Here is a 19,704-nt window from a genome sequence, read left to right as displayed (position 1 = left end):
TCAACGCTTAAAAAGAATTCGCTATGACTCCATTTTACTTTTTAATTGAGCGAATTAAAGACCCTCTTTTCCGACCGCTCCGAACGCGTGTAGCGGGTTTTCTGGCCGCGGCAATGCTGTTGATCAGTGCGTCTCCGTCTTTCGCACAATCGTGCTACGCGCCCATTTCCGGCACCGCCGTTCAGGTAGGTGGCGTCGTGGATGCCACCGTTTGTGTCGGGCCGCTTTGCCTGGGAACCGGCACCTATAATGAACTTCAAAAAATAACCGATAACAGCCTCGAAACCTACGCGAACATCAACACAACCATCGCGGCCCAGATCGCCCAGGGAATTTCCGTACGGAAAACCAACGGCAGTTATACCGGCGAAAATGTCGTCGGTTTTGTGCTGTCGCGCAATGCGCTGGTCGATCTGTCGGTGCTGAGCAACGTGACCATCCGGACGTACCTGAACGGGAATCCCGTTTCCGGCGCCCAATCGCTGAGCTCGCTGCTGGCGGGTTCGGCCCTGGGGAGCACCGAAAAAATGTACGCGACCTTTATAACGAACCAGGCATTTGACGAGATCCGGCTGAACACCGGCCTGCTGAGTGCCGAAGTATTCAGCAACCTGCGGATCTATGCCGCCGTCGCCTTCCCGACCTCCTGCGCCACGGCGACAGCGACAACGGGCTGTAACGATTACATCAGCGGCCTGGGCACCGACGCCACGTACTACGGTTCCGTAAGCTGCGCGGCCTGTTCGCTGACCGACCGGCTTAATTTGATCAATGGCAACAATGGCGACTACGCCCTGCTGACGCCGACCGCCGGGGTGGCTTCAACGGTTGCGGTCAGTGTGATCGACACCAAAAAGAAATACAAGGCGGGTGATCGGGCCGGTTTTGTCCTTTCGAAAAATGAAGCCAATGCGCTGCTGGCAGCCAACGCGCTGGGCACCATCACAATTGAAACCTATCTGTTTGGCACCCGGCAGGAGTTCCGGTCAACTGGCGACGGCAGTAACCTGCTCGGTTTATCGCTGCTGGCGGGAAGCACCACCGTACCGAAACAGAAAATAGGCTTTGTCACCACCAAGGATTTCAACGAAGTCCGCATTGTCGTCAATTCCCTGGTGACCGCCAACCTCGGATCAATCCGGCTCTACGGCGCGTTTGTGGAAGCCGCGGGCTGCACAAACTGCGAAAAAATTCTGGGCTCCGAAGCCACGGGGAAATACAGTGGTAACCTGGTTACGGGCAACCAGACCTACGGTTTTCTGGACGAGCGTCCCTGGTCGGGTGTGTACGGGGTCGGCGCTCATGCCTTGACCGATCGCGCCAATGCGGTTACGTCCTCAACCACCGACTACGCAACGTACACCTCCGTTGTCAGTGTGCTGGGCGCCGGAATGCAGTTGACGGTTGAAAACAAAGACGGCACCGATTTTGCCGCGAACAAGACCTTTGCCGGTTTTCATATCGCAAAAACCGGGTCGCTGCTGGCCCTGGGCCTGTTGAACGCCATTACCATCAAAGTGTACAACGGCGATGGTGACGATCCGGTGGATGAATCAACGGCAGCCAACCTGCTTGGGGCTTCACTTATTTCCGGCACAACCACCCGCTCCGTGGTGGGCTTTTATCCCGATCAGCCTTTCGACCGCATTCAGATCGTGGTCAATGAAGGTTTGATCAACGCCGATCTGGCCGGACAATACTACATCTACGATGCGTTTGTGATTGAAGACGGGGACGGCGACGGCATTCCCGACTGCCAGGATGTGTGCGGAACCGGAACGGGTAACGACCTGCTTGACTTTGACAACGACGGCATCCCTGACACCTGCGACCCGGATGATGATAACGATGGCATCCCCGACACGGTTGAAATCGGGCCGGACCCGAACAATCCGCGCAACTCCGACGGCGAAGGGGAACCGGATTACCACGATCTCGACAGCGATAACGACAGCATTCCGGATTCGGTCGAAAAAGGTCCGGACGGTAACAACCCGACCAATTCGGATAGCGACGAGCCGCAAAATTACCGCGATCCGGACAGCGACAACGACGGAATTCCGGATTCGGTCGAAGCGGGTCCGAACGGCGACACTCCGCGCAACACCGACGGCGATCCGCTTCCCGATTACCTCGACCTGGACAGCGATAACGACGGGATTCTGGATACTACCGAAAAAGGTTCAGACGGCAACAATCCGACCAACAGCGACACCAATACGGGCAGCAACCCCGACGGTCGCCCGGATTACATTGACCTCGATTCGGACAATGACGGCATCAACGACGTAGTGGAAGGCAACGCGACCGGCTCACCGACGAAAGACAGCAACAACGACGGCATTGCCGACGGCACTCCGGGCGCAACGGGCATTCCGTCTTCGGCGGGCAGCGGACTGACTCCGCCCAATACCGACGGCGACGCCAAACCGGATTACCAGGATGTGGATTCGGACGGCGACGGGATTCCGGATCTGTACGAAAGCGGGGTTTCGGGACCAAATGCGATGGATACCAACAAAGACGGTATTATCGACAATGCCGACGAAACCGACAGCGATGGTATTCCGCAATCGGTCGATGGCGCAACGGGTACGTTCGGCGACGCCGATAGTCCGGCCCTGCCGAACAACGACGGCGACAGTGTTCCCAACTACCGTGACCTCGACAGCGATAACGACGGCATTACGGACACCGTGGAAAAAGGCGCGGACGGCACCAACCCGACCAACAGCGATATCAACGGGGGAGGTACCAGCGATGGAAAACCCAACTACCTTGACCTGGATTCGGACAACGACGGCATTAACGACGTGGTGGAAGCGGGTGGCACCGACGCAGACAACAACGGCATTGCCGATGGTACGCCGGGCTCGAACGGAATCCCCTCCACGGCGGGAGGTGGCCTGACCCCACCAGATACGGATGCGGATGGTACGCCGAATTACCGGGATTTGGATTCGGACAATGACGGCCTGAAAGATCTGAACGAAAGTGGAATTCCGAACCCGGGTACGCTCGACAGCAATGGTGATGGAATCATCGACAATTCCGATGAACCGGACAACGACGGTATTCCGCAGTCGGTCGATGGAGCCACCAGCAGTTATGGAGATGCAGGCAGCCCGGCCCTTCCAGACGGCGATAACGACTCGAACCCGGATTATACGGACCCCAACGTGGACCTGACACCGACGAACTTTATGCCAAACGCCAGCTACACGGAAATCGGCCAAACGCGCAACCTGACCATCACGGTGAAAAACCTGACGGTTGGCTCAACCTCCAACGGTACTGTCACCATCACGGTAACCAAGCCAACCCAGTTTATGACGGTGGCACTGACAGGTACGTCGGGCAACGAATGGGAACTGACCGATTCGGGCAGCTTCTTCCGGCTGGTTTCAAAATCCGGTCTGACGATTCCGGGTGGAGCCGCGAACGCGAAAAACATTACGCTTTCGCTGCAAATAACCGCCGGAGTTAGCTCGGGAGCCAGCACATTGAACACCCGCATCCAGAGCGGTTCAGGCGGTGAAACAAAAACCAACAACAATACGGCGGTGACCGCTGTCAATACGACCCTATAGCACCCAATGAGTCTGGGGGATTGTTCCCCCAGACTCTAAACTTTCACTCGAAAACAATCCGTTCCAATGAAAAAGCAATTACTCATCACTTTCCTTTTTCTGGCCCTTGTCCAGCTTTCGCACCGAAGCCAGGCACAGTTGGTTGATATTTTTGCCACCCCAACGGATGTGATTTCCGATGCAGGAAACTCTGCCTTCACCGGACCGAGCCACACGGGGGCGGTGCGTGTGACGGTCGGTAATTTTGAAGACAACCCGGTTCCAGCCGGCCAAATGTCAGTCGTCATTACCCTCAACCAGTACATCAATTTTGCACCGGATCTGACCGGTTCACTGATCATTCCCAACTTTGAGGTGGTATCGGAATTTACTACGTCAACCAGCGTGTACCTGAGAAATACCGTTCCTATCACGGAGGCTCTTTCGCCGTTTGTATTGCAAATAGGTGTCCGCGCCATCCAGCAGGTGGGTGGCACCACCATTACGTCAACGGCTTCCCTGATTGAACCCACCGACCTTTTTGAAGAAGTAACGTCCAACAACACCAGCAGCCGGGCGGCTTCCGTTGGGGCAATAGCCCTGCCCGTTACGCTGGCTTCGTTCACTGCCAAAGCCGTGAACAAACATGCGGTTTTGGAATGGGTGACGTCGATGGAAAAAAACAACGCTTATTTCGAAGTGCAGCACTCCACCAACGCGCGGGATTTTGCGGTTCTGGGCAAAATCGAAGGGCACGGGACCACGTTCGAAACGCACAAATACCAGTTTATGCAGGAATTTCCGGATCCCTCGGTGATTCATTACTACCGCTTGCGGCAGGTCGATACCGACGGCAAATTTGAATACAGCATGATCCGGTCGCTGACATTCGACGGGTATGTGGGCATTGAACTGAAGCTGGCCGTCAACCCGGTTACGAACGGTACCATCAAAGCCTACATCGACTACGGTGACGAAAATCTTTCGAACCAGGCCAACATGGTTTTAACCGACATCATGGGCCGGACCGTCGGCAAACAAAGCGTCGAACTCCAGAAAGGACGGAACAGCGTCCACTTCCAGGGGCTCTCGCTGCGCTCGGGCTTGTACATGCTCTCGTTGCAGAACACGTCTTTGCTGCAACCCAAGTTTGTGAAAGTGGCTGTCCAGTAAGCGGCAAGACAGCGCTTTTCACCTGAACACGTCTGGTTACGTCCGCCGGCCGGCTCCCGGTTGCGGTGTTTGGCACCGTGTTGCCAAACTAAACCCGGAAGGGCTGAAACCGGCAACTGCCAGACGTGAACGAGTGCACCTTCTGTCATAGCGAATAACTCATCAAGATTCAGAAGTGATGATAGAGAATTACTTAAAAATCCATTCAAACCGCATTGTATCCAGCTATTTTGTGCTGCTGGCAGACATTTTTATCTCCATCAGCGCCTTCTCAATAGCTTTTTTGCTGCGGTTTAATTTTGAAGTAGTTGCCATTCCGGCAGGCTACTTCCTGTTCTGCCTTTCGGTAACGGTTGGTATCCGTTCGCTGTTCTTTGTCCTGTTCCGTTCGCACCAGGGAATCATCCGTCACACCAGTCTGGAAGATATTCTGCTGCTGTTATATGCCGTTACGATCAGCAGCACGCTCACGGCGTTCGGCACCTACTTCGGCTGGCAGGCAGGTTCTTTCGTATACTATGTACCGGTATCGATTCTGATGATCGACTACTGCTGTAGCCTGGTGGCGCTTTCGCTGAGCCGGTTTCTGGTCAAGGCGTTTTACTGGCATCTCCGGTCGATCACGCGGGGCGTCCCGGCCCAACCCATTCTGATTTATGGCGCCGGAAAAACCGGGTTGCTCACCCGCAATGCGCTGGCGCAGGACCCCACGCAACGCTACACCGTTCTGGCCTTCATCGACGACAATCCGTACAAAATCAATAAGGTGATTCAGGGGTTGCCCGTGGTTTCGCGGCAGGAAGCCTACCAGCGCTACATCCGCAAACAAAGCATTCCCCCGCAGATTCTGCTGGCGATGGGTGACATCAGTCCAAAGAAAAAAGCCGAAATCACCGAATTTTTCCTTAAAGATCACGTCTCTGTCAAGACGATTCCCACGGTTGAACAATGGATCGACGGCCGTTTGAACTCGTTTCAGATCCGGGATATCCGCATCGAAGACCTGCTCGGCCGGTCGCCCATTCAACTGGAAAATAAAGCCATCCGTGAGCAACTCAACGATCAGGTGGTGATGGTCACCGGAGCTGCCGGTTCGATTGGGGCCGAGCTGGTGCGGCAGGTGCTGCGCAACCGTCCCCACACCGTCGTACTGATCGATCAGGCCGAGTCGGCGTTGTTCGATCTGGAATTCAAACTGCGCCGGGAATACAAAAAGATTGCGACGGAGGTTACCATCATCGTCAAAATTGCCGACATCTCCGACGAATTCCGGATGCGGCATATTTTCCGCGAAACCCGCCCCACCGTGGTTTTCCACGCAGCAGCCTACAAACACGTTCCGCTGATGGAAGAACATCCGTACGAAGCCGTGCGGGTCAATGTGCTGGGCACGCAGATCGTGGCTGATTTGTCGCTGAAGTTCGGCGTCAAGACGTTCGTCATGATTTCGACCGACAAAGCCGTCAACCCCACCAACGTAATGGGCGCCACCAAACGGCTGGCCGAGATGTACGTGCAGAGCCTGAACCACCCCGACCCGGCCCTGCGCCGGACGCGCTTCATCGCCACCCGGTTTGGTAACGTGCTGGGTTCCAATGGTTCGGTCGTGACGGTTTTCCGGCAGCAGATCCAATCGGGCGGCCCCGTGACGGTGACGCATCCGGACATTATCCGGTATTTCATGACCATTCCGGAAGCTTGTCAGCTGGTGCTCGAAGCCGGGGGCATGGGCAAAGGTGGTGAGGTATTCGTCTTCGACATGGGCGATCCGGTCAAGATCGTGGAACTGGCCCGCAAGATGATTCACCTCTCCGGTTTTGCGGTCGACAAAGACATCCGGATCGAATTTACGGGGCTACGGCCGGGCGAGAAACTGTACGAAGAATTGCTGAACGACAACGAGAACACCCTACCGACGCACCATCCCAAAATTATGATTGCGCAGGTGGTGGTGCCCGATACGGAAGAAATGCGGGCCACCATTCAGGAACTGCGCCACCTGATGCTCAACGGCACTGACAACCAACTGGTTGCGACCATCAAACACCTGATTCCGGAATACATCAGCAACAACTCGGTTTTTGCCGCGCTGGATTATTGAAACCCGCCAACCTTTTTTAAAACACTCAACCAGGAAAAACGATGCATAAGATCTTATTAGTCGACGACCAATCCATTGTGCGCTCGGGCATCCGGCTGCTGCTGAAAGAACAGTACGGAGCGATTCAGGTCGATGAAGCTAAAAATGGCAGTACGGCCTTTGGCAAGATCATGGACCACGCCTACGACCTGGTGATTATGGACATTAATATGCCCAATACCGACACGTTCAGTCTGCTCCAGAACGTGCGGGCCATGGCTCCCGACCTGCCCATCATGCTTTTTACCATCATGACCGAATACGCGTTTGCCAAACGGTATCTGCAACTGGGCGTGAAGGGGTACATCAGCAAACAGGCCGAAGACGACGAAATTCTCAAAGCTGTCCACACCATTTTATACGGCAAAACCTACGTCTGCACCGACTTGATGGAGCAGATGACCGACGATAACCATTTCAAAAACGAACTGGATCCGTTCGGGCTTTTATCAAACCGGGAACTGGAAATTGCGTACCATCTGGTGAAGGGAAAATCAGTGAGTCACATTGCCGACACGCTGAACATTCACACCTCAACTGTTGGGACGCACAAAGCCCGGATCTTCAACAAACTAAAAGTCGATAATGTGGTCGTCATGAAAGACTTGGCGACCTATTACCGGCTCATTTAAGGGTTAGGTGATGGGGAGAAAGACCTAGCTGCTTTTTCTTCCAATCTCTGTCCCCGCTCTCCTGCTTTCTTCCGGTCAGAACGAACCGGTGATGCCATTTCCGGCGTTTTGTCCGGGAAGCGATGAGCAAGCCGTCCGCGCCCTGGTTTCGACCAGTGAACGGGCGGTTTTTTTATGGGCTGGCGGGTCGATGGTTAGTCCTCCGCGCCCGGTTTTTCAAATCCCTGCTTCAGACCACCCCAATCCCATTCCCCGGTTTTTCCTGTTCATGGCGCGAAGCTAGGAATCCTCCATACGCAGTCTCCACGCAACTGACCGGTTCGGTACGGCCCTCCTACTGACTCCTTCCTGTTTGAATTTTTCAAGGGTGGATCTTCCGTTCACATCCCCAAAACGACCGGGTGGCCAACCGTTCCCAAACCGGGTTGCTATCCGGTTTCAACTGCCTCAATCCGTTCATCCGTTGTCTGGTAAATAGAAACAATTCCATCCTCCACAAGTCTGATTTCGTCCCTCAGGATGCGGTTTTTTTTCCGACTTAAACCCTGCTAAAAACCGGGTTGTACACCGCCCACGCTTCTCAAAAAATCATCCATCTCCTCCTGTAACCCGACCACGGAATAGTGGTAACCCTTCTCCGGTTTCGTCGCCTTCATTACCAGACACGGTTACTCATGGCTACCTAAATCAATTACTCAGACTTTTGACATGAAAAACAAATTAAAAGAAGCATGATAGCAGAATTAATTACATATTTTATTTTAGACTACTCAAAAAATTATCAGACAAACTAAGTATTTTTTTGAGTATAATTTAAGACCCGAATGTGGCTTCTTATGGCGTTAAATTGGCTTTTTTATTGTAGTAGAGCTATTTTTCCGGTAATTACTAGACAACAAATCCCTTATTTTACAAGATTAAGATTCAATTAAAGACTTGGTAAATATACTTAGGTATTTAATCTTTGTATCGTTCTATAAGTAATAGCCGAACAAAATTAAATATCATGAAGACCTCAGTAACTTTCAAAAGCCAACTCAACGTTTTTCTGTTTGTAGCCGTGATCGCCCTGATGACCGCTTGCAGCTCTAAAGAAAGTGACATCGCACCGGTTTCAGAAATCACTTTAAGCACCGCCCGCGCGTCTGTTAATGACAGCCTGAGCACTTTGAAAATGGTTTCTAATTTCCCGATCGGTGCCGCCCCCAGTTCAGGCGTTATGAAGAACGCAAAAGCGAACAAAATGTACTTTGAGCAGTTCGATGCCAAGACGGTTCACGCCTACATGAACACCGAGCCTTCGAGAGGTCAGTTTAACTTCAAAGAATTGGATTACTGGGTGAAGCAGAATCAATCACAGTCCCTGCGTCTGCACGGACACAGCCTGGTATACCACATAGCCGCTCCGGAATGGTTCAACCAGTTGAAAACGACGAACGAATTTGAAGGTGCCGTTAAAAACCACATTCAGACGGTAGTAAGCCGGTACAAAGGCCAGGTTAAAAGCTGGGACGTAATCAACGAAATCTTCGACATCTACGATAAAACCGCCACCAACAACATCCGGAGAACCTCATTCCGTCTGAAATACGCCAGCGACGACGCGTACCTGGCTTTCGTCAAACGCTGCTTCCAGTGGGCCCACGAAGCCGATCCGAACGCGGTGTTATTTTACAATGATTTCGATCTGGAAAACTCACAAGTAAAGCTGAATGCGTTCCTGCGGTTTGCCGCCGATTGCAAACGCTCAGGTGTTCCCCTGCACGGCATCGGTACGCAATCGCACATCAACATTAACACGTCCGATGCCAGCATCCGGGCTACGCTGAAAGCCCTGGCGTCAACGGGTCTTCAGGTTCACATTTCGGAACTGGACATCAAAATGAATCCCGCCAACGACACCCAACTGACGTTCAGCAACGACCTGCTGAACAAACAACGGGCGAAATTCCAACAGGTCGCAACGGCTTACAAGCAACTGGTTCCTCCCAGCCAACAATTTGGCATCACGGTTTGGGATCTGGGCGATACCGACAGCTGGGTGGTTAATCAGCAGAAACAAAACGACCTGCCGACCCTGTTCGACAAACAATACAACAAGAAACCGGCGTTCTTTGGCTTACTGGAAGGACTGCGGTAAAACAACCGATCGATCCGAGAGGTCCGGATTGATCCCGTTCCACTTCATCAAAAACAAAACCGCCCTGACGGCTATCAGGGCGGTTTTCAGCTTTACGATGACTTGGATACACTTAGCCGACTATTCGGTATTTCTGCTGGATTCGTTGCCGAATGCAGGTCCCAACGGCGTACGTGAAGCTGATCAGGCCCGCCGTCCAGATTCCGCCCCAGACGCTGAAATACGTCCATTTCCCGGCGCTAAAGCTGGTCAGCAACGCCATAAACATCATGACCAGTCCAATGGTCATTAAGAGGGCCGTGCGCAGGGAATGGCGGTATTCCTGCCGCAAATCGTAGGCTCCGTAGGCTTTGTTCCGAAACTGAAACACAATGTCGTCCAGATCAGCCTGCTGGAGTTGTTTCTCCGACATGGTCAACTCAATCTGATAGCTTTTCCGCAAGTGTTTGACGGCTTTGGCGTTGGCTTCAAGCTGCACTTTTTCCAGTGCCGACTCAAACGGAAGGCCAATCCACATATAATGCTCCACCTCACAGGCCAGGTGGTCGAGAAGTTCTTCGAACAACGCTTCGTCCGTGCCGTTCCAGACCAGATGGCGGTATACAGTCTCTATTTGTTGCGGGTTGAGCTTTTCCATGTTGCTATCGGGTTTAGGCTGGCCGTTTTAGATGTTACTGTCCCAGCGACAGAGCGGGGACGGGTTGGAGAAGATGTTTCATTACTTCAACAAACCGCTCGAAGTCAGAGACCTTCTGAATAGCGGTTTCGTTACCACGCGGAGTCAGCGTGTAGTACTTGCGCAACCGCCCGTCTACTTCCACCGACTCCGTAATCAACAAACCCTCCTGCTGCAATTTATGCAAAACCGGGTACAGAGCCCCGAACGTCAGGACCACTTCGCCCCGCGTACGTTCCTTAACGGATTGTGTGATTTCGTAACCATACATCCGGCCCCGTTCGGTGAGCAATTTCAACACGATTGTCTTGAGGGTTCCCCGCAAAAACTCATTGCCTGATGGTTCCATAGTTAACAGCAATAAATTAGGTGATTTATTTACAGAAGTAAATATATAAAAGATTCTAATATATCAAAACAAAAATAAAAACTTTCGTACGAAAGTTTTTATTTTTTTAATTCCATCCTGTTGGTCAAACTCGCCAGGGGGTGGCTTTAAACTGGTCCATACTCCATGCCCAACAGGACGGGGTTTCAGGATCGGTTTGGTCTAATCAGGCGTCGTAGGCTAGCACCGGGGCCAGCCAGCGTTCCACGTCCTCGACGCTCATGTTTTTGCGGTGCGCGTAATCGAACACCTGATCTTTGCTGATTTTTCCGACCGCAAAATACCGGGATGCGGGATTTGAAAAGTAAAAACCGCTCACCGACGAAGCCGGGTACATGGCAAAGCTTTCCGTCAGTTCGATGCCGATCTCCCCCGCGTTGAGCAGTTCAAACAAGGTTGCCTTTTCGGTATGGTCGGGGCAGGCCGGATAACCGGGTGCCGGACGAATGCCCTGGTATTCTTCCTTGATCAACGCTTCGTTGGTTAGGCTTTCACCCGTTGCATACGGCCAGAATTCCGTCCGCACGCGCTTGTGCATCAGCTCGGCGAAGGCTTCGGCCAGCCGGTCGGCAATGGCCTTGATCATGATGCTGTTGTAATCGTCGTGATCCTTCTCGAACTCTTCAATCAGCTTTTCAATGCCGATGCCCGCCGTTACGGCAAAACCGCCGATGTAATCCAGGTGGCCCGTTTCCATCGGTGCCACGAAATCCGACAGACAGAAGTTGGGTAAACCGGGTGCTTTCTGGTTCTGCTGCCGCAGGAAATGCAGGACGGTTTTTGTATCGTACACCAGCTCCCCCGCGGATTTACGCGCTTGCTCATCAGCATTGGTACGTTCCGACGCGCCTGAGCCCGTTGAACGGTTCAGGTGACTCAATTTGTATTCAATATGCGTGTGCGAACCGTGCCGCTCGCAGGGAACCTCGTGGGCAATTTCCTCAAATTCGTGCAGCAACACATCGTCTTCCGTCGAATTAGCCGGGAAAAAACCGACTACGGCTTTGGCGGTCAGCAACCCTTCCTGAATGACGCGCTGCAACAACCGGTTGGCATCGTCGTACAAGCGCTTGGCTTCGGGCCCCACCACGGCATCGTCAAAAATCTTCGGGTATTTTCCGTGCAATTGCCAGGTCTGGAAAAACGGCGTCCAGTCGATGTATTCCGCAATTTCCTTCAGTGAATAATCCGGAAAATACCGGTTGCCCAGAAATTGCGGTTTTACCGGCTCAAACGCTGACCAGTCAATGGTGGTTTTGTTTTTGCGGGCCGCGTCGATGGTTAGGTAGTTTTTATCCTGCTTGCGTTTGGCGTGATCGGCGCGCAGCTTGACGTACTCCGCTTTGATTTCCTGAAAGACCTGATCGCGGGTGTTTTCCTGTTCGCTGGTGAGTCGTCCGGCCACCGGCACACTCCGGCTGGCATCCAGCACGTGAATGACCGGTCCCGAATAATGCGGGTCAATCTTGACGGCGGTATGAATCCGCGAGGTGGTGGCTCCACCGATCAGCAAAGGCAGCTTGAATCCCTGCCGTTCCATTTCTTTGGCCACGCCCACCATCTCATCGAGCGAAGGCGTAATCAACCCACTCAGACCGATAATATCAACGTCGTGTTTTTTGGCTTCCTCCAGAATCTTCTGGGTCGGCACCATCACGCCCAGATCGATGATTTCGTAGTTATTACACCCCAAAACGACGCCGACGATGTTTTTACCAATGTCGTGAACGTCGCCCTTAACGGTCGCCATCAGAATTTTTCCGGCGGCTCGGGCACCCTCCGACTTACTGGCTTCGATGAACGGCAGCAGATAGGCCACGGCTTTTTTCATCACCCGCGCCGATTTTACGACCTGCGGCAGAAACATCTTTCCTTCGCCGAACAAATCACCCACCACGTTCATACCGTCCATCAGCGGGCCTTCAATCACCTCAATCGGGCGCTCAAACTGCTGGCGGGCTTCTTCCGTGTCCTGATCGATGTATTCGGTAATGCCGCGAACCAGGGCATGTTTCAGGCGCTCGGCCACCGGTTCCAGCCGCCAGCTTTCATCCTGCACCACCACCTTGCCTTTGGCTTTTACGGTTTCGGCAAACTCCACCAACCGCTCCGTTGCATCGGGACGGCGGTTCAGCAACACATCCTCGCAGTATTCGAGCAGGTCTTTCGGAATGTCGTCGTAAACCGCCAGCTGCCCGGCGTTGACAATTCCCATGTCCATTCCGGCTTTGATGGCGTAGTACAGAAAAACCGAGTGCATGGCTTCCCGCACCACTTCATTGCCCCGGAACGAAAACGAAATGTTGGACACCCCACCGCTCACCTTCGCCAGCGGCAGGTTTTCCTTGATCCAGCGCGTGGCATTGATGAAGTCAACGGCGTAGTTGTTGTGTTCTTCAATACCGGTGGCAACCGTCAGAATATTGGGGTCAAAAATGATGTCCTGCGCCGAAAAACCGACTTTATCAATCAACGTTCGGTAGGCGCGCTCGCAAATCTCAATCCGCCGTTCGTAGTTGTCGGCCTGGCCGGTTTCGTCGAACGCCATCACCACCGCTGCGGCCCCGTAGCGCTTGATCAGTCGGGCCCGCTCAATGAATGCTTCTTCGCCTTCTTTCAGCGAAATCGAGTTCACAATCGCTTTGCCCTGCACGCACTTCAACCCGGCCTCGATGACCTCCCACTTGGAGGAATCGATCATGATGGGCACGCGCGCAATATCCGGTTCCGACGCAATCAGGTTCAGGAAGGTCGTCATCACCTCCACCGAATCCAGCATTCCTTCGTCCATGTTCACGTCGATGACCTGCGCGCCGTTCTCCACCTGCTGCCGGGCCACGGCCAGGGCCGCGTCGTAATCCCCGGTTTTGATCAGCCGCGCAAACGCCTTCGACCCGGTTACGTTGGTCCGTTCGCCGACGTTCACAAAGTTGGTCAGTTCCGTAATTTTCAACGGCTCCAGACCACTCAGTTTCTGGTACGGTTCCGGCTGCGGTTTGCGACGGGGCGGGTAGTTGGCTACGGCTTTGGCAATGGCCTGAATGTGGTCCGGCGTTGAACCGCAGCACCCGCCCACGATATTCACAAAACCGTCTTTCACGAACCCTTCCACCTGAGCCGCCATTTCGTCCGGCGACTGGTCGTATTCGCCCATTTCGTTGGGCAAACCGGCATTCGGGTAGGCCGAGGTAAAAAACGGTGATTCCTTTGCCAGCGTTTGCACGTACGGCCGCATCAATTCGGCCCCCAGCGCGCAGTTCAGGCCCACGCTCAGGAGCGGAAGGTGCGAAACCGAGTAAAGAAACGCTTCCGTTGTCTGGCCCGACAACGTCCGGCCCGACGCATCGGTAATGGTTCCCGAAATCATGATGGGCAAGGGCGTCCGGCCGGTATCGGCAAAGTATTTATCGACCGCAAACAGGGCGGCCTTGGCGTTCAGCGTATCAAAAATCGTTTCAATCAGCAGAATGTCCGACCCGCCTTCCACCAGGCCGCGCGTCTGCTCGTAATAGGCTTCCACCAGTTGATCAAACGTGATGGCGCGGTAGCCGGGATTGTTGACGTCGGGCGAGAGGGACGCCGTGCGGTTGGTAGGACCCATCGCCCCGGCGACAAAACGCGGTTTTTCCGGATCAAGCCGGGTAACTTCTTCCGCCACTTCCCTGGCAATCCGGGCCGACTCGTAATTCAGCTCGTACGCCAGTTCTTCCATGTGGTAATCCGCCATGGCAATGGTCGTGCTGCTGAACGTATTGGTTTCAATAATATCAGCACCGGCCTGCAGATACTGGCGGTGGATTTCCTTGATAATCTCCGGTTGCGTAAGCGACAGCAAATCATTGTTGCCCTGCAAATCGTGCGACCAGTCCGCAAACCGGGTTCCCCGGTAATCTTCTTCGCCCAGCTTATAGCGTTGAATCATAGTACCCATGGCCCCATCGAGCAGCAGAATGCGCTGGTGAAGAAGATCGGTTATTTTTTCCAAGATCGTGTATTTGTTATAGCTATAGATCACAGATAATCAGCCTTCTGCGACAGAAGGGTAATCAGAATAGACGGGCTTATCGAAGAAAGGAAGCGGGGTGCAGGCTTTCAACTTATCTTTCCCCGTTGGTTGCCGGGGCGGAATTTGGCACCTTTTTCAGGGGGCTGAATGGTTGCCAAGACATCACTGGGTCCAATCCCTCCGTCTTTCTCGATAAGCGTTGTACAAAAATAAAAAAAGAGCCGGTTTTTGCCAAACCGATGCGCTTAGCTTCAAAACCGGCTCCCAACCGAAAAAATTCCCTACCAGGTCTGTTCGAGATCTTCTTTGGTATACAAATGATTTCGTTCGTGGTAGAGCGATGCATCCTGCGTCCGTTTGACCGACAACGGATTCTTGGCCGTGAGCCGGTAGAGCAGCGCAATTGGAAACAGAAACACCCAGAACAAAACCGTCAGGATGATTTTTCCGTTGATTGCGCCCAGGAGTTCGGCCAGTTTAAACCAGACCCAGACAATGCCGTTACCAACTGCCGGAATGGCGAGGCTCAACACCCCAATGGCGGCTGCGGCATAGAGCCAGTAAACGGATTTAAAAATAAAATACAAAACCACCAGTCCGGTGACGATCACCAACTGGGCTTTCACGCGATCCAACTGACTCATATGTGCCGTAGATTCCAATTAAAATAGCGTATAAATAAACGGTGCCACGGCCGAACCGCCACCAATAACCAGAATCGCCCCAATCAACAGCAGCAGCACGATAATCGGCGCCAGCCACCACTTTTTGCGCTGGCTCAAAAAGCCGAAAATGTCTTTAAAAAAGTCCATAGTAGTTTATTTGTTAGAGATAATTCAGTGCTTTATGGCAGCCTCGCGGGTCGTCATGGTGCGGTACAAGGCTTCACCAACCCGCTGGTTTACGGCCGCACTGGCGTGAAAATCGTTCCGGCCCACAATCCGGTCTTTCGGGTCAATGTCTTTGATCAACGAGCCCACTTCCAAAACCGGCACGTTATGCTGCCGGAAAAAATCAACCACCGGCCGGGTGTAGGCCGTCGTTTTTTCCAGATTGTGCGAAAACGGAAACAAAACAACGTAAAGCGGCACCTTATTGGTTTCGCAGTAGGTCGTAAACTGCCCCAGGTCGCTCAGGTGGCCGTTGATGATTTGGGGATCGGTATATACTTTTTTGGCATAATCCTCAAAAGGAGCCGCTCCGCTGCCGTGGGGTAATTGCCAGTAGATGTAATTGAGCAGGTAGGAATTCTTGAAGAAAAGCCGCAGCGGTCCCGGAAGATCACCAAAAGGCTGAAAAGCCGCCGGAACAACGCCGTTATCCTTGGCGACCTTTTCGATGTCATTGGGAAAGTACTGCAACACAACGATGTCGGGCCGAATGCCGAATTTTTGAAACCGGCTGTATTCGTCCCGCGTATCCGAACCCGAAACACCTAAATTATACACAACATACTCCTGATTGCCAAGCTTTTGCGATAGAATATTGGAATACCGTTCCTCCACCCGCTTCAGGCCGTGGCCAGCCGTGTACGAATCGCCCACCACCAGCACCTTCTTTTTGCCCGTAGTGTCGGCGTGTTCCACATCCCGGTAGCCGGCTTCGTTCACCGGGGGCCAGTACCGTTCAAACCAGATGTGCGACGCCAGGGTCAAACCGCCTTCGTGGCTCTGGGAAACAAACATGAAACTGAGTTCCAGCACCACCAGCAGACCCAAAACCGGCACCAGCATGGTGGCCGTATTGCTGAGCCACTTGGGGGATTTCGTATTCTTGATAATGCCGTAGTAGAAAATTCGCAGGATTTCCATCAACACCAGCAGCAACAGCAGCGCCTTCGCCAGCCGGATGTAGGCATTATCAAACATCGTATAATGAGGGTATTCGAAGGTAATTTTCAGCCGATCGGGGAAGTAAACAAAGACGATCAGAAAGCCTAAAAACCCTAATCGAAACAAACTACTAATGACCTTTGACATGGTGTGCTTTCAACGCAAAAACGGCAGCCGTCTGTGGAAATTAATCCAGTACAAACTCTTCCTTCCAGTTATCTTTTTCCTGCCATTCCGGCTGTTTCTTCTTATCAAACAGGTAATTACCCACCACCAGATAATCCATCTCGGTGCGCATAAAACAGCGGTAGGCGTCATTGGGCGTCGAAACAATCGGTTCACCCCGTACATTAAAACTCGTATTGACAATGACGCCGTAGCCCGTCAGCTTTTTAAAGGAATCGATGAGTTGCCAGTAACGCGGATTGGTTTCCCGATGAACCGTTTGGATCCGGGCCGAGAAATCGATGTGCGTAATCGATGGCAAATCGGAGCGCAAATGATACAGTTTGTCCCGAAGCGGCAGGCTGTCGTAGTTGCCCGGCAGCGGTTTCCGGCGTTCCTTCACCACTGGATGAACCAGCAGCATATACGGCGAAATGCCCTCATACTCAAAGTATTCGTGACAGTCTTCCGCCAGCACGGAGGGAGCAAAGGGCCGGAAGGATTCCCGGTATTTGATTTTCAGATTCAGTTTTTTCTGCATTTCCGCACTGCGCGGATCGCCCAGAATACTGCGTCCGCCCAGCGCGCGCGGGCCAAACTCCATGCGTCCCTGCACCCACCCGATCACGTTTTCGGTGGCCAGCAGTTTGGCAACATCCTGGCTCAGTTGCTCAAAATCTTCGTAGTGCGTGTAGGTGGCTTTGTATTTTTTAGCCATCAACTCCACGTCCAGCCCCGAAAACGTCGGTCCCAGGTACGAGCCCAGCATGGCGTCGTTCTGGTAGTCGACAATCCGTTCCTGACCAAAATAGATGTGGTAAGCGGCCAGGGCGGCTCCGAGTGCGCCCCCGGCATCGCCGGCAGCCGGCTGAATAAAGATATTCTTGAAAACGCCCGATTTCTGCAATTTGCCATTGGCCACGCAGTTGAGCGCAACGCCACCGGCCAGCACCAGATTCTCGGTATTGGTCAGTCGTTTGGCTTCGCGGGCCATGTTGATGACGATTTCCTCCGTTACGATCTGAATCGCCAGCCCGAGGTTGCAATGTTCGGCTTTCAGTTCATCTTCCGGATTGCGCTTCGGCATCCCGAAGAGCGCTTCCCATTTCTTCTCGTGCACCATCCGCAGGCCCGTGGCATAATCGAAGTATTCCTGATTAAGCCAGACCGAACCGTCTTCCTTGGCGCTGATGAGCTTGTCTTTGATCACGCTGACGTAGCGGGCAATATCCGGCGAATGCGGATCGCCGTACGGCGCTAGCCCCATCAGTTTATATTCACCGGAATTGACCTTAAAGCCCAGGAAGTACGTAAAGGCTGAATAAAGCAAACCAAGCGAGTGCGGAAACCGCAGTTCTTTCAGAATTTTAATTTCTTTTCCTTCGCCCAGCCCGATCGAAGCCGTAGCCCACTCGCCTACTCCATCGATGGTCAGAATGGCGGCTTTCTCGTAGGAAGACGGATAATAGGCACTGGCCGCGTGCGAAAGGTGATGTTCGGGAAATAGTAATTTTACGGGATTTTTTGAATCGTAACCTAGTTTTTTCAGCTCGTCCCGGATGAGTCTTTTTAAGAATAATTTGTCTTTCATCCAGACCGGCATCGACATTAAAAACGAGGCCAGTCCACGCGGGGCAAAAGCGTAATAGGTTTCCAGCAATCGCTCAAATTTCAGCAGTGGTTTATCGTAGAAGACAATGGCATCCAGCTTGTTAATGGTTGTTCCGCCGTATTCCAGACAATATGAAATCGCATTAGAAGGGAAACCGGGATCGTGCTTTTTACGGGTGAATCTTTCTTCCTGAGCAGCTGCTACAATTCGTCCATCCTCAATTAAAGCCGCAGCCGAGTCGTGGTAAAAAGCAGAGATACCTAATATAGTCATAAACTGTCAATTATCTTGCAATCTTACTTCATTAATCAGCGATTTCCAAAGGAATATAACAAAATCCACTCCTCATTGTATCCAACGGTAGCGCGGAATCGAACCGGCTGAACATTTTCCGATCGGCGCTAAAAAGCGTATATTTGGGCGTTTTAGCACCATCCTCCCTACGTCACTTTGAAAATTGCTGCCATTGATATCGGCTCCAACGCAGCCCGTCTCCAGATCTCCACGGTTCTGCACGTCGACGATGTAATCAGCTTCAAAAAAGTTGAATACGTCCGTTTTCCGCTCCGGTTGGGGCACGATGTGTTCAATTTTGGCGAGATTACGCCGGAGAGCGAAGTTCGTACCAACAAATTGATGCAGGTTTATAAACTGCTGATGGAGCTGCATGAAGTGGAAGATTACATGGCCTGCGCAACCTCGGCCATGCGCGAAGCCGCCAACGGGCACAAAGTAGCCACCCGCATCAAGGAGCTGACCGGCATCGACATTCACATCATCGACGGTCAGAAGGAGGCCGAACTCATCAACAACGTGGTGGTGCAGGCGCTCGACGAACGCCAGTTTCTCCACATCGACGTGGGCGGGGGCAGTACGGAGCTCAACCTGTACCTGAACCGAAAAAAAATTAATTCCAAATCGTTCAAAATCGGGTCTGTGCGCTTGCTGGAAGGCAAAGAAACGAAGGGGGCCTGGAATAAAATGAAGGAATGGGTGGAGGAAAACGTGCAGCAATCGCAGGATAGGGTGGCCGTTGGAACGGGGGGTAATATCAACAAGATTTTCAATCTCGTGGCCAAGGTTTCGGATACCACCACCCTGGCCGAAATTGAGCGAATGCGGAATTACATTTCGGGCTACAGCCTCGACGACCGGATCCACAAACTCCGCCTGAACGCCGACCGCGCCGATGTGATTGTTCCAGCCGCCGATATTTATATTTCCGTGATGAAATGGGCCGGTGCCGACACGATCATGGTACCCGATCTGGGCCTGAAAGACGGCATTATTCAATTGGTGTACGATCGCTGGATCAAGAAACAGCAGAAAAAGTCCCGGTAATTTCCAGACCTACCGCCCCGGAATTACCCC

General features: G+C 52.8%; 14 protein-coding genes and 1 riboswitch. Of the genes, 6 read left to right on the top strand and 8 right to left on the bottom strand.

The features are described from left to right. Positions 1-23 precede the first annotated feature (23 nt). The 4 genes from ACYVHX_RS27130 to ACYVHX_RS27115 all read left to right on the top strand — a co-directional run bounded on the left by ACYVHX_RS27130 (position 24) and on the right by ACYVHX_RS27115 (position 7,514). A complete protein-coding gene (locus tag ACYVHX_RS27130) occupies positions 24-3,590 on the top strand; it encodes a beta strand repeat-containing protein (protein ID WP_460674851.1) in 3,567 nt (1,188 codons plus the stop codon). A 66-nt stretch (positions 3,591-3,656) separates the two neighbouring features. After that, positions 3,657-4,742 (top strand): hypothetical protein, encoded by a 1,086-nt coding sequence (locus ACYVHX_RS27125; protein WP_460674850.1) that lies wholly within the window; start codon positions 3,657-3,659, stop codon positions 4,740-4,742. A 178-nt stretch (positions 4,743-4,920) separates the two neighbouring features. Further along, positions 4,921-6,843, top strand: coding sequence for a polysaccharide biosynthesis protein (locus tag ACYVHX_RS27120; RefSeq protein ID WP_460674849.1), 1,923 nt, complete (start codon positions 4,921-4,923; stop codon positions 6,841-6,843). A 41-nt stretch (positions 6,844-6,884) separates the two neighbouring features. Beyond that, positions 6,885-7,514, top strand: a complete 630-nt coding sequence (locus tag ACYVHX_RS27115) for a response regulator (RefSeq protein WP_460674848.1) — start codon at positions 6,885-6,887, stop codon at positions 7,512-7,514. 957 nt (positions 7,515-8,471) lie between these two features. Here ACYVHX_RS27115 and ACYVHX_RS27110 read toward each other — a convergent pair. After that, entirely contained in the window at positions 8,472-8,756 is a 285-nt protein-coding gene (locus ACYVHX_RS27110) for a hypothetical protein (RefSeq protein WP_460674847.1), read from the bottom strand. On the opposite strand from ACYVHX_RS27110, the gene ACYVHX_RS27105 reads away from it, so the two are divergent. Continuing rightward, entirely contained in the window at positions 8,734-9,654 is a 921-nt protein-coding gene (locus ACYVHX_RS27105) for an endo-1,4-beta-xylanase (protein WP_460674846.1), read from the top strand. The two genes, ACYVHX_RS27110 and ACYVHX_RS27105, sit on opposite strands and share 23 nt — an antisense overlap. A gap of 112 nt (positions 9,655-9,766) precedes the next feature. On the opposite strand, the gene ACYVHX_RS27100 is transcribed toward ACYVHX_RS27105, so the two are convergent. From ACYVHX_RS27100 to ACYVHX_RS27070, 7 genes are all read right to left on the bottom strand, one after another. Next, positions 9,767-10,291 carry a hypothetical protein gene (locus tag ACYVHX_RS27100; protein WP_460674845.1) on the bottom strand — a complete coding sequence of 175 codons (525 nt, stop codon included), beginning with the start codon at positions 10,289-10,291 and terminating at the stop codon, positions 9,767-9,769. A 34-nt stretch (positions 10,292-10,325) separates the two neighbouring features. Further along, on the bottom strand, positions 10,326-10,679 hold the full coding sequence (locus ACYVHX_RS27095; protein ID WP_460674844.1) for a PadR family transcriptional regulator: 354 nt from the start codon (positions 10,677-10,679) through the stop codon (positions 10,326-10,328). Between the two features lie 205 nt (positions 10,680-10,884). Beyond that, positions 10,885-14,649 carry a methionine synthase gene (gene metH, locus ACYVHX_RS27090; protein ID WP_460675070.1) on the bottom strand — a complete coding sequence of 1,255 codons (3,765 nt, stop codon included), beginning with the start codon at positions 14,647-14,649 and terminating at the stop codon, positions 10,885-10,887. Between the two features lie 163 nt (positions 14,650-14,812). Then, positions 14,813-14,923: riboswitch (SAM riboswitch) on the bottom strand. Positions 14,924-15,005: 82 nt separating this feature from the next. Next, entirely contained in the window at positions 15,006-15,368 is a 363-nt protein-coding gene (locus tag ACYVHX_RS27085) for an SxtJ family membrane protein (protein ID WP_460674843.1), read from the bottom strand. A gap of 18 nt (positions 15,369-15,386) precedes the next feature. Further along, on the bottom strand, positions 15,387-15,536 hold the full coding sequence (locus tag ACYVHX_RS27080) for a DUF5989 family protein (protein WP_460674842.1): 150 nt from the start codon (positions 15,534-15,536) through the stop codon (positions 15,387-15,389). Positions 15,537-15,560: 24 nt separating this feature from the next. Next, positions 15,561-16,703: an SGNH/GDSL hydrolase family protein gene (locus tag ACYVHX_RS27075; RefSeq protein WP_460674841.1), complete on the bottom strand. Its 1,143-nt coding sequence runs from the start codon at positions 16,701-16,703 to the stop codon at positions 15,561-15,563. 40 nt (positions 16,704-16,743) lie between these two features. After that, the gene (locus ACYVHX_RS27070; protein ID WP_460674840.1) at positions 16,744-18,606 is read right to left on the bottom strand and encodes a carbamoyltransferase family protein; all 1,863 of its coding nucleotides are present in this window, start codon (positions 18,604-18,606) and stop codon (positions 16,744-16,746) included. Between the two features lie 177 nt (positions 18,607-18,783). On the opposite strand from ACYVHX_RS27070, the gene ACYVHX_RS27065 reads away from it, so the two are divergent. After that, complete coding sequence (locus ACYVHX_RS27065) at positions 18,784-19,674, top strand: Ppx/GppA phosphatase family protein (protein ID WP_460674839.1); 891 nt, start codon at positions 18,784-18,786, stop codon at positions 19,672-19,674. Positions 19,675-19,704: the final 30 nt, after the last annotated feature.

Source organism: Larkinella ripae (assembly GCF_054780775.1).
This window is presented reverse-complemented; position numbering and strand designations above follow the sequence as displayed.

Coding starts and splice junctions, on each gene's coding strand:
- ACYVHX_RS27095 (WP_460674844.1), bottom strand. CDS start 10,679: ATGGAACCATCAGGCAATGAGTTTTTGCGGGGAACCCTCAAGACAATC.
- ACYVHX_RS27070 (WP_460674840.1), bottom strand. CDS start 18,606: ATGACTATATTAGGTATCTCTGCTTTTTACCACGACTCGGCTGCGGCT.
- ACYVHX_RS27130 (WP_460674851.1), top strand. CDS start 24: ATGACTCCATTTTACTTTTTAATTGAGCGAATTAAAGACCCTCTTTTC.
- ACYVHX_RS27075 (WP_460674841.1), bottom strand. CDS start 16,703: ATGTCAAAGGTCATTAGTAGTTTGTTTCGATTAGGGTTTTTAGGCTTT.
- ACYVHX_RS27105 (WP_460674846.1), top strand. CDS start 8,734: ATGAAGAACGCAAAAGCGAACAAAATGTACTTTGAGCAGTTCGATGCC.
- metH (WP_460675070.1), bottom strand. CDS start 14,649: ATGGGTACTATGATTCAACGCTATAAGCTGGGCGAAGAAGATTACCGG.
- ACYVHX_RS27115 (WP_460674848.1), top strand. CDS start 6,885: ATGCATAAGATCTTATTAGTCGACGACCAATCCATTGTGCGCTCGGGC.
- ACYVHX_RS27085 (WP_460674843.1), bottom strand. CDS start 15,368: ATGAGTCAGTTGGATCGCGTGAAAGCCCAGTTGGTGATCGTCACCGGA.
- ACYVHX_RS27080 (WP_460674842.1), bottom strand. CDS start 15,536: ATGGACTTTTTTAAAGACATTTTCGGCTTTTTGAGCCAGCGCAAAAAG.
- ACYVHX_RS27120 (WP_460674849.1), top strand. CDS start 4,921: ATGATAGAGAATTACTTAAAAATCCATTCAAACCGCATTGTATCCAGC.
- ACYVHX_RS27100 (WP_460674845.1), bottom strand. CDS start 10,291: ATGGAAAAGCTCAACCCGCAACAAATAGAGACTGTATACCGCCATCTG.
- ACYVHX_RS27125 (WP_460674850.1), top strand. CDS start 3,657: ATGAAAAAGCAATTACTCATCACTTTCCTTTTTCTGGCCCTTGTCCAG.